The sequence below is a fragment of the Plantibacter elymi (nom. nud.) genome, assembly GCF_900177795.1.
Classification (GTDB): domain Bacteria; phylum Actinomycetota; class Actinomycetes; order Actinomycetales; family Microbacteriaceae; genus Plantibacter; species Plantibacter elymi.
This window is the reverse complement of sequence record NZ_FXWJ01000002.1, coordinates 130,737-143,865: the sequence shown is the minus strand read 5'-3', so window position 1 is coordinate 143,865 and position 13,129 is coordinate 130,737. Positions and strand designations below refer to the sequence as shown.

At 69.0% G+C, this 13,129-nt stretch carries 8 protein-coding genes and 1 pseudogene; 2 read left to right on the top strand and 7 right to left on the bottom strand.

Annotated features, from left to right (window positions below; genetic code table 11):
- Positions 1–79: 79 nt before the first annotated feature.
- The 6 genes and pseudogenes from pgl to tkt form a co-directional block, all read right to left on the bottom strand.
- Positions 80–868, bottom strand: a complete 789-nt coding sequence (gene pgl / locus CCK91_RS05605) for a 6-phosphogluconolactonase (RefSeq protein WP_086473265.1) — start codon at positions 866–868, stop codon at positions 80–82.
- Positions 868–1,829: pseudogene (locus CCK91_RS05600) on the bottom strand (glucose-6-phosphate dehydrogenase assembly protein OpcA). Before CCK91_RS05600 ends, pgl begins: the two are co-directional and overlap by 1 nt.
- A complete protein-coding gene (gene zwf / locus CCK91_RS05595; RefSeq protein WP_086473264.1) occupies positions 1,826–3,370 on the bottom strand; it encodes a glucose-6-phosphate dehydrogenase in 1,545 nt (514 codons plus the stop codon). The pseudogene CCK91_RS05600 and the gene zwf overlap by 4 nt, the downstream one beginning before the upstream one ends.
- A gap of 23 nt (positions 3,371–3,393) precedes the next feature.
- Entirely contained in the window at positions 3,394–5,007 is a 1,614-nt protein-coding gene (locus CCK91_RS05590) for a glucose-6-phosphate isomerase (RefSeq protein ID WP_086473263.1), read from the bottom strand.
- Positions 5,004–6,113, bottom strand: a complete 1,110-nt coding sequence (tal, locus tag CCK91_RS05585; RefSeq protein WP_079705961.1) for a transaldolase — start codon at positions 6,111–6,113, stop codon at positions 5,004–5,006. The genes CCK91_RS05590 and tal overlap by 4 nt, the downstream gene beginning before the upstream one ends.
- Before the next feature lie 24 nt (positions 6,114–6,137).
- Positions 6,138–8,228 carry a transketolase gene (gene tkt / locus CCK91_RS05580; protein WP_086473262.1) on the bottom strand — a complete coding sequence of 697 codons (2,091 nt, stop codon included), beginning with the start codon at positions 8,226–8,228 and terminating at the stop codon, positions 6,138–6,140.
- Positions 8,229–8,605: 377 nt separating this feature from the next.
- Here tkt and CCK91_RS05575 point away from each other — a divergent pair, with 377 nt between their 5' ends.
- The gene (locus CCK91_RS05575; protein ID WP_085510913.1) at positions 8,606–9,526 is read left to right on the top strand and encodes a heme o synthase; all 921 of its coding nucleotides are present in this window, start codon (positions 8,606–8,608) and stop codon (positions 9,524–9,526) included.
- Positions 9,527–9,530: 4 nt separating this feature from the next.
- Entirely contained in the window at positions 9,531–12,080 is a 2,550-nt protein-coding gene (locus tag CCK91_RS05570) for a DEAD/DEAH box helicase (protein WP_086473261.1), read from the top strand.
- Positions 12,081–12,147: 67 nt separating this feature from the next.
- On the opposite strand, the gene CCK91_RS05565 is transcribed toward CCK91_RS05570, so the two are convergent.
- A complete protein-coding gene (locus tag CCK91_RS05565; protein WP_369821883.1) occupies positions 12,148–13,119 on the bottom strand; it encodes a COX15/CtaA family protein in 972 nt (323 codons plus the stop codon).
- Positions 13,120–13,129 lie beyond the last annotated feature (10 nt).

Here is a 13,129-nt window from a genome sequence, read left to right as displayed (position 1 = left end):
CCTATGCGGAAAGGCCGTTCCCCTCGGGGAACGGCCTTTCCGCATAGGTGGTGGCACCGGCTCGGCGACCGGCCTCCCGCTAGTACTCCGGGAGGATCAATGAATCCGGGACCTCTGCGGCAGCATCCTGGTCGACGAAGAACACCGTCCGTTTGCGTCCCTTGGCCCCGGCGGCGGGGACCTCGTTGTAGCTGGCACCAGCAAGGGCGAGGCCGAGTGCCGACGCCTTGTCGGCGCCGGCGAGGACGAGCCAGACCCGCACGGAGGAGTTGATCGCCGGCCGGGTCAGGCTGAGTCGTTCCGACGGCGGCTTGGGGGAGTTCCGCACCGGCACGACCGAGGTGTCGGTGACCGAGACCTCGGCCCGCTCCGGGAAGAGCGACGCGACGTGACCGTCGGGACCGACACCCAGGAACGTGATGTCGAACCGCGGGTGGTCCTCGCCGGGCCGCGCGAACCGACGGAGCTCGTCCGCGTAGCGCACCGCAGCGGCGTCGAGGTCGATGCCGTCCTCCGGCGCCGGGTATCCGTGCACGTGTTCGGCGACGAGGCCACGCTCCGGGAGTGCCAGCAGGGTCTCCAGCAAGGCCTCGCGTGCCTGCAGCTCGTTCCGATCGGCGTCGTCCCGAGCGACCCAGCGCTCGTCTCCCCACCAGAGGTGCACCCGGGACCAGTCCACCCGGTCGCGGTCCTTCGACGCGGCAACGGCGGCGAGCGTCCCCGTGCCGACCGTACCGCCCGTCAGGACGACGTGGACCGTCTCCTGCGACTCGAGCAGTTCACGGGTTCGGGACAGGAACCGCTTGGCGACCGAGGTCGTCAGCTGGTCGCGGTCCTGGTAGACGAGGACGCGTCGCTCGGTCGGCATCAGCTGGTCCGAGCGCGGAGCGTGACCGGCTCGCCGAGGCCGGGGAGGCCCACGGTGATGACTTGTCCGTACAGGACGTCCGGGTCGAGCGTGCGCAGCTCCTCGGCGAGGCAGTCGCGCAGACTGCGACGGGGAGCGAGAGGTCGTGCGTCGGCTGCCCGGGCTGGATCAGCGTCGCGATGTCGGGAACGGGACGCTCGAGGACGACGTTGCCGGACGCCCGCGTGAGGCGGACACCGTGGATGCCGCTCGACCCGTGCGCCATGCTGAGCTCGTGGGTCACGTCGACCTGCAACTGCAGCTGGAGCCAGGCGGCGAGCAGCTCGGTCGACGGAGAGTCCGAAGCTCCGGACACCTCGATCGCCGTGACGGGCTCGTACGGCGGCTGGTCGAGCACCGCGGCGAGCTGTGCACGCCAGAGTGTGAGCCTGGTCCACGCGAAGTCCGTGTCTCCGGGGGCGTAGTTCTCAGCGCGACCGCGGAGGGCGGCGTGGGTGTCCGCCGCCGCGGACGCGTCGGTGATGCGACGCTGGGCGATGCGGCCGATCGGTGACGTCGAGACGCGTTCCGGCGCCTCACCGGGCCACCAGGCGACCACGGGCGCATCGGGCAGGAGCAGACCGGTCACGAGGCTCTCCTCGTTCTCGGCGACCGCACCGTAGGCGCGGAGGATGACGACCTCGCTCGCTCCGGCGTCGCCGCCGACGCGGATCTGGGCGTCGAGCCGGTCCCCGATGGAGGAGTGCTGGTCGTCGTGCTCGGTGGAGAGGACGATGACCCGCATGGGGTGCTCGCGGGAGGCCTCGTTGGCGGCCTCGATGGCCTCCTCCTCGGCTCCGAGCCGCGTCGAGATCACCAGGGTGAGCACGCGACCCAGGGCGACGGCGCCGCCGTCCTCGCGGATGGTCACGAGCGCTTTCGAGAGCTTGCTCGTGGTCGTGTCTGGCAGGTCTACGATCATGGTCGTCTCCAGGTGCGTCCGTCGCGGTTCATGAGGTCGTCGGCCGAGGACGGGCCCCAGGTGCCGGGAGCGTACTGCTCGAGCGGCGTGTCCTGAGCGGCCCAGTACTCCTCGATCGGGTCGAGGATCTTCCAGGAGAGCTCGACCTCCTCGTGACGGGGGAAGAGGGGCGGGTCGCCCAACAGGACGTCGAGGATGAGACGTTCGTACGCCTCGGGGCTCGCCTCGGTGAAGGCGTGGCCGTAGCCGAAGTCCATCGTGACGTCGCGGACCTGGGTGCCGGCACCCGGGACCTTCGAACCGAAGCGGATGGTGACACCCTCGTCGGGCTGGACGCGGATGACCAAGGCGTTCTGGCCGAGCGCCGAGGTCTGGCTCTCCGCGAACAGGTACTGCGGAGCACGCTTGAAGACGACCGCGATCTCGGTGACGCGGCGTCCGAGGCGCTTCCCGGCACGCAGGTAGAACGGCACACCGGCCCACCGACGCGTGTTGATGTCGAGCCGCATGGCCGCGTAGGTCTCGGTCGTCGACTCCGGGTTCATCCCGTCCTCGTCGAGGAAGCCCAGTACGTGCTCGCCGCCCTGCCAACCGCCGGCGTACTGCCCACGGGCCGTCGCAGCCCCGAGGTCGTCGGGGAGGCGGACGGCCGCGAGGACCTTCTCCTTCTCCGCGCGCAGGTCTGCGGCGTTGAAGGAGATCGGCTCCTCCATCGCCGTGAGGGCGAGGAGCTGCAGCAGGTGGTTCTGGATGACGTCGCGCGCCGCTCCGATGCCGTCGTAGTACCCGGCCCGACCTCCGACGCCGATGTCCTCGGCCATGGTGATCTGCACGTGGTCGACGTGGTTGGCGTTCCAGATGGGCTCGTACAGCTGGTTCGCGAACCGGAGCGCCAGGATGTTCTGGACGGTCTCCTTGCCGAGGTAGTGGTCGATCCGGAAGATCGAGTCCGACGGGAAGACCGACTGCACGATGTCGTTCAGCTCGCGAGCCGTCTTGAGGTCGCTGCCGAACGGCTTCTCGATGACCACCCGGCGCCACTGACCGTCAGCCGGTTCCGCGAGTCCCGAGCGACGGAGCTGCTCGGTGACCTGCGGGAACGCCTTCGGGGGGATCGAGAGGTAGAACGCGTGGTTTCCCATCGTCCCGCGATCCGCATCGAGCTCCTCGATGGTCTCCTTCAGCTTCTCGAACGCCGCGTCGTCGCCGAATTCACCGGGGACGAACCGGATGCCCTGGGCGAGCTGGTTCCAGACGTCCTCGCGGAACTCGGTCCGGGCGTACTGCTTGACGGATTCGTGGACGACCTCCATGAAGTCCTGGTCCTCCCAGTCCCGTCGGGCGAACCCGACGAGTGAGAAGCCAGGGGGCAGGAGGCCCCGGTTCGCCAGGTCGTACACGGCCGGCATCAGCTTCTTGCGGGACAGGTCGCCTGTCACGCCGAAGATGATGAGGCCGCTCGGACCGGCGATCCGATTGAGGCGTCGATCGGTGTCCACCCGCAGCGGGTTGGACTCCGGGGTGATTTCCACCGGGGACATGAAGCTCCTTGTGCAGTGACGCGCTAGTCGTTGACGGCGTCGAAGAGGGTGACGATGTTCTGGTCCGGCGACGTGAGGGTCAGCGTGAGGACCGGACGACCGTGCTCGGCGAGGACGCGGGCGTCGCCGCCTGCCTGGGCCTCGATGAGCTGGCCGAAGGTGAACGGGCGCTCGGGGATCTCCAGGTCGACGGGGGCCGTCTCGGTGATCTGCAGGAACACGCCGTTCGCGGGGCCGCCCTTGTGGTACTGACCCGTCGAGTGCAGGAAGCGCGGACCCCACCCGAAGGTCGTGGGTCGTGCCGCCTTCGCCGCGACGAGGTCGCGGATGCTCTCGAGCTGCGGGGAGGCGAGGCGGTCGACGTAGCCCTGGATCGCGACGTAGCCGTCGGAGGGGAGCTGCGCGAGCAGTGCCTCGACGGCGCCGGACAGGGTGGTCACGCCGTCGAGCAGACCGGCCGAACCGCGGACCTCGACACCATCGGCGACGAAGGCGGGTGCCTCGGGCTCCGGACGGTTGTCGAGCAGACCACGGGTGGCGACCTTCGCGGACTCGACGTCCGGCTGGTCGAACGGATCGATGCCGATGAGGCGCCCGGCGACGACGGTCGCGTACTCCCACACAAGCATCATCGCGCCGAGGCTGCCGCTGACGAGGATCTCGCCCTCGTGGCGGTCGTGGCGCAGCAGGTGGAACTCGTGGGCGTCGTCGACGATGCGGACGATCTGGAGGTCGGCCGGCTTCGACTCGAGCTCGGGAGCGAGCGGGTTGAGCACGACGGGCAGCAGGCCACGACCGGACTTGCCGGTCGATTCGGCGATGAGCTGTTCGGCCCAGTCCGGGAATCCGACGATGTGCGTCCCGTCGGTGATGAGACCGAGCTTGTCACGCAGCGGAACGGTGCCGCCGATCGCCGCACCCAGGATGAGTCCCGGGTTCGACGCGTCGTCGATCGCGAGTTCGCCGAGCACCGCGTCGGCCTCGTCGAGCAGTGCGCCGATGTCGACACCGGCGAGACCGGACGGCACGAGACCGAAGGCGGTGAGCGCGCTGTAGCGGCCACCGACGTTGGGGTCGGCGTTGAAGACCCGGTAGCCGGCCTCGTTCGCCGCCGCCTCGAGCGGGGAGCCCGGGTCGGTGACGATGACGATCCGGCCGGCGGGGTCGATCCCCGTAGCCGTGAACGCGGCCTCGTAGGCGCGTCGCTGGCTGTCGGTCTCGACCGTGGAGCCGGACTTCGAGGAGACGACGAGCACCGAGGTCTCGAGGCGGTCCGCCAGGGCCGCGAGGACCTGACCGGGAGCGGTCGAGTCGAGGACGGTGAGGTTGCCACCGAGCGTGTTCGTGATGACCTCGGGTGCGAGCGAGGAACCGCCCATGCCCGCGAGCACGATGTGGTCGATGCCCTCGTCGTTGAACTGCTCACGGAGCGCGAGGATGGGCTCGACCAGCGGGCGGGAGATGGAGACCGCCTGGACCCAGCCGAGGCGTTTGGACGCCTCGGCCTCGGCCGCAGGACCCCACAGCGTGGGGTCCTGGTCCGTGATGCGCGACGCGACGAGGTCGCTGACGAGCGTCGGGACCACCGATGCGACAGCGGCTTCCGCCGCGCCGCTCACGCGGATCTTGAAGCTCACTTGGAGGCCTCCAGAGCCGTCTTCACGGTCTCGAGCAGCTCGTCCCAGGACACGATGAACTTCTCGACACCCTCGCGCTCGAGCAGCGCCGTCACCTCGTCGTACGACACGCCGAGTGCGGCGATGGCGTCGAGGACCTCGTTCGCAGCCGCGTAGGAGCCGGTGACGGTGTCGCCGGTGATCACACCGTGGTCGAAGGTCGCCTCGAGGGTCTTCTCCGGCATGGTGTTGACGACGCCGTCCGCGACGAGCTCGGTCACGTAGAGCGTGTCGGGGAGATCGGCGGACTTGACGCCCGTCGAGGCCCAGAGCGGACGCTGCTTGTTGGCGCCGGCCTCGAGGAGCGCGGTGGCGCGCTCGCTCGCGAACTCCTGCTCGAAGACCTGGTAGGCGAGCTGGGCGTTCGCGACGCCGGCCTTGCTCTTCAGCGCGGTCGCCTCGGGGCTGCCGATCGCGTCGAGACGCTTGTCGATCTCGGTGTCGACCCGCGACACGAAGAACGAGGCGACCGAGTGGATCGTCGAGAGGTCGTGGCCCGCGGCCTTGGCCTGCTCGAGACCGGTGAGGAACGCGTTGATGACCTCGCGGTAGCGGGTGAGGCTGAAGATCAACGTGACGTTGACGCTGATGCCGGCGCCGATGACCGCGGTGATGGCCTCGAGGCCCTCGACCGTCGCGGGGATCTTGATCATCGCGTTGGGCTGGTTGACCTTGGCCCAGAGCTGCTTGGCCTGGTCGATCGTCGAGGCTGCGTCGTGCGCGAAGCCCGGCTCGACCTCGATCGACACGCGGCCGTCGTACCCGTTCGAGGAGTCGTAGACCCCACGGAAGATCTTCGATGCCGCGGCCACGTCGTCGGTGGTGATCTCGAAGACCGCCTCGGTGACGTCCTTGCCGTCGGCGGCGAGCTGGGCGACCTGCTCGGCGTAGACGTCGCCGTTGCTGAGCGCGGACGCGAAGATCGTCGGGTTCGTCGTGACACCGACGACGTTGCGGTCGGCGATGAGCTGCTCCAGCCCACCGGACTGGATGCGTCCGCGGGAGAGGTCGTCGAGCCAGATGCTGACGCCGGCGGCGGACAGCTGGGCGGTTGGGGTTTCAGTCATGTTCTTCTGTCTCCTTCGCCCGGGCTACTTGCCGAGCGTCTCGTGTGCTGCGGAGACGACTGCCTCCGTGGTGATGCCGAACTCACGGAACAGCGTCTTGTAGTCGGCGGACGCACCGAAGTGCTCGATCGACACGGTCCGGCCGGCGTCGCCGACGATGCTCTTCCAGGTCAGGCCGAGACCCGCCTCGACGGACACGCGTGCGGTGACGGCCTTCGGGAGGACGGACTCGCGGTACTCGGCGGACTGCTCCTCGAACCACTCGAGTGCGGGCACCGAGACGACGCGGGCGTTGACGCCCTCGCCGCGCAGGACCTCGCGGGCCTCGACGGCGAGCTGGAGCTCGGAGCCCGTCGCGATGAGGATGACGTCCGGCGTGCCGCCGGGCGCCTCGGCGAGGATGTACGCACCCTTGGCGACGTTCGACGCTGCAGCGAAGGTCTCGCTGGTGGCGTCGCCCGTGCCGCGCTCGAACACCGGGATGTTCTGACGGGTCAGCGCGATGCCGGTCGGGCCGCCGCGACGCTTGAGGATCTCGAGCCAGGCGTAGGCCACCTCGTTCGCGTCACCCGGTCGCACGACGGCGAGGTTCGGGATGGCGCGGAGCGAGGCGAGCTGCTCGATCGGCTGGTGCGTGGGGCCGTCCTCGCCGAGGGCGACGGAGTCGTGGGTCCACACGAAGATGGACGGCACGTTCATGAGCGCGGCGAGACGGACGGCCGGACGCATGTAGTCGCTGAAGATGAGGAAGGTGCCACCGAACGCGCGGGTCGGGCCGTGCAGGACGATGCCGTTGAGGATCGCTGCCATGGCGTGCTCGCGGATGCCGAAGTGCAGGACGCGACCGTAGGGGTTCCCGGTCCACTCGTGGGTGGAGTGCTCGCTCGGGATGAACGACGCACCGCCCTCGATCGTCGTGTTGTTCGACTCGGCGAGGTCGGCCGAACCGCCCCAGAGCTCCGGGATGACCGGGCCGAGGGCGTTGAGCACCTTGCCGGATGCGGCGCGGGTCGAGACGTCCTTGCCGGCCTCGAACACGGGCAGCGCCGACTCGACACCCTCGGGGAGTTCGCCGGCCTCGAGACGCTCGAGCAGCGCAGCGCGCTCCGGGTTGGCCGCGGCCCAGGCGTCGAACGTCTGCTGCCACTCGGCGCGTGCCTCGGCACCGCGGTCGATCGCCTTGCGAGTGTGCTCGATGACCTCGTCGGCGACGAAGAAGTTCTGCTCGGGGTCGAAGCCGAGCACCTCCTTGACGGCCGCGAGCTCCTCGGCGCCCAGCGCCGAACCGTGGATCTTGCCGGAGTTCTGCTTCTTGGGAGCCGGCCAACCGATGATGGTCTTGAGGATGATGAGCGACGGCTTGTCGGTCTCGGCCTTCGCGGCCTCGATCGCGTCGTTGAGCGCGTGGACGTCCTCGACGTACTCGCCCGTCTTCTTCCAGTCGACGACCTGGACGTGCCAGTGGTAGGCCTCGTAGCGGGCCTTGACGTCCTCGGTGAAGGCGATGTTGGTGTCGTCCTCGATCGAGATCTGGTTGGAGTCGTAGATCGCGATGAGGTTGCCGAGCTGCTGGTGACCGGCGAGCGAGGAGGCCTCGCTCGTGACGCCTTCCTGCAGGTCGCCGTCGCCGGCGATGACGTAGACGAAGTGGTCGAACGGGCTCGTGCCGGCCTCGGCCTCGGGGTCGAACAGGCCACGCTCGAAGCGGGACGCGTACGCGAAGCCCACGGCGGAGGCGAGCCCCTGGCCGAGGGGACCGGTGGTGATCTCGACGCCGTCGGTGTGGCCGTACTCCGGGTGACCCGGCGTGAGCGAGCCCCAGGTGCGGAGCGCCTCGAGGTCGGAGAGTTCCAGACCGTAGCCGCCCAGGTAGAGCTGGACATACTGGGTCAGGGAGCTGTGCCCGACCGACAGGACGAAGCGGTCGCGTCCGAGCCAGTCCTGGTCCTTCGGATCGCGTCGCATGACCTTCTGGAACAGCAGGTAGGCGGCGGGGGCGAGACTCATCGCCGTTCCCGGGTGGCCGTTGCCGACCTTCTCCACCGCGTCGGCGGCGAGGATGCGCGCCGTGTCGACTGCTTTGCTGTCAATGCTTTCCCACTGCAGATCTGCCACTGAATACTGACCCTTCTCATCGGAACAGGAGGCCGACGAGCGGTCGAGCCTTCTTCTGTGCGTTCGCGGCCCACGTCGTCTTCGGCGTCCGAGCACACGACACCGCTCTTCGAACTGGGTGAAGGGGGGCGCACGCGTGCACAGTGGCTGGCGAGCACTTCCCAGCATAGCGAACCCCTGCAGCCGAGGGTCGATGTTCGACGAGCGCGAACACGCGACGTCACGGATCGTCGCAGAGCTTGCAGGACAGGCGTCACCCGGTGAGGGACCGCGCGCCTGCGCACCGTGAGTAGGGAGCCGCCCGCGCGTGTCGTAGAATCGTCTGCGGACCGCGCACCGGGCGAGCAGTGCGTGGTGAACCGAACGTTAGAGGAGCAATGGACGTCGCTGTAGCAGAACGTGTGTCGAGCCCCAAGCTCGGTTTCCGACGCAAGGCGAAGGCGTACATCGCCCTCACCAAGCCGCGGGTCATGGAACTGCTGCTCGTGACGACGATCCCCGTCATGATCCTCGCGAAGGGCGGTCTGCCCGACTGGTGGCTCGTCATCGCGACCGTCATCGGCGGCTCCTTGAGCGCCGGCTCCGCGGCGGCGTTCAACTGCTACATCGACCGCGACATCGACGCGGTCATGGACCGCACGAAGAAGCGGCCCCTCGTGACCGGCGAGCTCACCCCGCGCGAGGCACTCGTGTTCGCGTGGACGCTCGGCGTCGTCTCGACGGTCTGGCTCCTCGCCACCACCAACTGGCTCGCGGCGGCGCTGTCCGTCGGCGCGATCCTCTTCTACGTCTTCGTGTACACGCTATGGCTGAAGCGACGCACCCAGCAGAACATCATCTGGGGTGGGATCGCGGGCTGCTTCCCCGTCGTCATCGGCTGGGCCGCCGTCACCGGTTCACTCACGTGGGCACCGATCATCCTCTTCGCGGTCGTGTTCCTCTGGACGCCCCCGCACTACTGGCCGCTGTCCATGAAGTACCGCAGCGACTACCAGGCCGTCGGCGTGCCGATGCTCGCCGTCGTCCGCGGTCGCGCGCAAGTCGGCCTCCAGGTCATCCTGTACGCGTGGGCGACGGTCGTCTGCTCACTTCTGCTCATCCCGGTGGCCGACATGGGGCTGTTGTACAGCGCCGTCGCTCTCCTGTCCGGCGGCTGGTTCGTCTACGAGACCCACCGCCTCTACAACCTCGCGATCCGCCACGAGCACGTCTCGCCGATGCGCGTCTTCCACGGGTCGATCACCTACCTGACCCTCCTGTTCCTCGCCGTCGGCATCGACCCGCTGCTCCCGTTCTGACCCGGTGGCTGACGCAGCGGAACGCGGCCGGCTGATCGCTGCGACGGGGGAGAGCCCCGACATCGTCTTCGATCGGTTCGTCTCCTGGGCCGAGGCCGGGGGACTCAGCCTGTACCCGGCGCAGGAGGAGGCGCTCATCGGCATCGTCGACGGCGCCAACGTCATCCTCTCCACGCCGACGGGCACCGGCAAGAGCCTCGTCGCCGCCGGCGCACATTTCGCGGCGCTGAGCTCCGGTCGCCGCAGCTACTACACGGCGCCCATCAAGGCGCTCGTGAGCGAGAAGTTCTTCGCGCTCGTCGAGATGTTCGGCGCGGAGAACGTCGGGATGGTCACCGGGGACTCCTCGGTGAACGCCGACGCACCGATCGTCTGCTGCACCGCGGAGATCGTCGCCAACCTGGCGCTCCGGCACGGCGAGGACGCCGGCATCGACCAGGTCGTGATGGACGAGTTCCACTTCTACGCCGACCCCGACCGCGGGTGGGCGTGGCAGGTGCCGCTCCTCACCCTCCCGGACACACAGTTCATCCTCATGTCCGCGACCCTCGGCGACGTCGGCGACCTCGCGCGCGACCTCGAGCGCCGGACCGGCCGTGAGACCGCCATCGTGACCGGCGTCGAACGACCGGTGCCGCTCCACTTCTCCTACGCGACCACACCGATCCACGAGACCGTGGAAGACCTCCTCCACACGGGACAGGCTCCGATCTACATCGTCCACTTCGCGCAGGCGGCGGCACTCGAGCGGGCACAGGCGTTGACCAGCCTCAAGGTCGTCACCCGCGAGCAACGCGACGAGATCGCCGACGCCATCGGCGACTTCCGGTTCAGCACCGCGTTCGGCGCGACGCTGTCCCGGCTCGTCCGCAGCGGGATCGGCGTGCACCACGCCGGCATGCTGCCGAAGTACCGACGCCTCGTGGAGCAGCTGGCCCAACGTGGTCTCCTCCGCGTCATCTGCGGGACGGACACCCTCGGCGTCGGGATCAACGTCCCGATCCGCACGGTCCTGTTCACGGCGCTCACGAAGTACGACGGCACGAAGATGCGCCAGGTGAACGCCCGGGAGTTCCACCAGATCGCCGGTCGTGCGGGTCGGGCCGGCTACGACACCGCGGGCACCGTCGTCGTCCAGGCCCCCGAGCACGAGACCGAGAACCTCAAGCTCATCGAGAAGGCCGGCGACGACCCGAAGAAGCGCCGGAAGATCATCCGGAAGAAGGCGCCGGAGGGGTTCGTGTCCTGGGGGGAGCCGAGCTTCCAGCGCCTCGTCGCGGCCGAGCCTGAGACGCTGACCAGCCACATGCAGCTCACCCACGCGATGATGCTCAGCGTCATCGCACGCGGCGGCGACAGCTTCGGCACCATCCGCTCCCTCGTCTTCGACAACCACGAGCCTCGGGCGAGACGCTTCGCCCTGGCCAGGCGCGCGCTCGAGATCTACCGCACCCTCCGTACGGCAGGGGTGATCACCCAGACGATCGACCCCGCGACGGGTGAGGTCGTCATCGGCCTCACGGTCGAACTGCAGCCGAACTTCGCGCTCAACGCTCCGCTGTCGCCCTTCGCCCTCGCCGCGTTCGAGCTGTTGGACCCCGCGGAGCCTGGCTTCGCCCTCGACGTCATCTCGGTCGTCGAGTCGACGCTCGACGATCCCCGCCAGATCGTCATGGCCCAACAGCACCTCGCCAGGGGCGAGGCCGTGCAGGCGATGAAGGCCGAGGGGATCGAGTACGACCAGCGCATGGAGCTCCTCGAGGCGGTCACCCATCCGAGACCGCTGGCGGAACTCCTCGAGGCGGCGTTCACGAGCTACACCGCCGCGCAGCCGTGGGCACTCGACCTCGAGCTCCGTCCGAAGGCGGTCGTCCGCGACTTCATCGAGCGCGCACTGAACTTCAGCGAGTTCGTCTCGTTCTACAGCCTCTCGAGGTCCGAGGGGCTCGTCCTGCGGTACCTCTCCGACGCTTTCCGGGCGATCCGGCAGAGCGTGCCGGACGAGTTCAAGGACGAGGAGCTCCAGGACCTCATCGAGTGGCTCGGAGAACTCGTCCGACAGGTCGACTCGAGTCTGCTCGACGAATGGGAGGAACTGTCCCACCCGGACCCCGAACGCCATGCGGAGGCGAGTCGGTCACTCCCACCCGCGCCACGGAGCGTCCTCGCCAACCGCCGGGCGTTCACCGTCCTCGTCCGGAACGAACTCTTCCGCCGGGTCCAGCTCGCGTCGCTGGAGCGCTACGACGCGCTCGGCGAGCTCGACTCGTCGGCTGGATTCGACGCCGACACTTGGGCGGACGCCATGGATCCGTACTTCGAGGAGCACGGTGAACTCCCGACCGGCGCTGCAGCACGGAGCCCGGCGCTGCTGGTCGTCGACGACGAGGACGAGCGCCCCGTCGGCGACACGGGCGGTGTCTGGCGGGTGCGTCAGGTGTTCGCCGATCCGGCCGGCGACCATGACTGGGGGATCAGCGCGGTCATCGATCTCGACGCCTCCGACGAGACCGGGACCGCGGTCGTCCGGGTGACCGCTGTCGGGATGCTCTGAGCCGTCAGCAGTCGCAGTGAGCCCTCAGCAGGCGCGCTGAGCCGTCAGCGGGAGAGCGTCTGAGCCGTCAGCGCGAGACGCTGAGCGATGCCGACTCCTCGACGCGTGACGCGGTCCGGACCGGGATCCGCTGCTGCAGCACGACCCAGGTCATCGCGGCGACGAGCAGCCCGGCGAGCACCATGTGCAGCCCCACGAGCACCTCGGGGAGTCCGAGGCGGGCCTGGGTGAGCCCCACGATGATCTGCACCACTTCGACCGCCAGCAGGGTGGAGACCGCGGCGCGCACCCCGCGCGACCCGCGGCGGGCACCGAGCGCGATCGCGCCGACGAGCAGCACGATGGTGCCAGCGAGCGTCGCGTAGGCGGGCCAGCTGTGGAGATGCTGGAGGAACTCGGGGTCGAACCCGTTGCGCGGCGCCGGCACCTCCTTCGAGTTGTCGCCGGCGTGCGGGCCCGAGCCCGTCGTCAGGATGCCGAACACGACGGTGACGGCGACGAAGAGGCTCGTCAGGTGGACGACGCCGAGGTACCAGCCGGGCATGACCTTCACCGCACCACGGGGGCCGCGGTAGACCCGATGGACGAGCATCGTCGCGAGGGCGACCAGGACGATCGAGATGACGAAGTGGAGCCCGACCACGTACGGGTTCAGCCCGGTGAGGACGGTGATGCCGCCGAGGACCGCCTGCGCGGGGATCGACAGGCCCTGGAGCAGGGTCAGCCGGAAGAGGTCGGGGCGCTGCCGACGCATGCGGATCACCGCGAGGAACGCGGCGATCACGATGGCCGCGAGGACGAAGGTGAGGAGTCGGTTGCCGAACTCGATGAACCCGTGGATGCCCATCTCCGGCGTGTTGACGAAGGAGTCGTCCGTGCAGCGCGGCCACGTCGGGCACCCGAGCCCGGAGGCCGTCAGACGCACGGCGCCCCCGGTCCCGATGAGGACGAGCTGGAAGGCGAACGAGAGCCAGGCGACGACCCGTACGCGCTTGTCGATCGTCGTCGGCAACCACTGCCAGAACCGGGTGGCCCGCACCCGGTCGGGA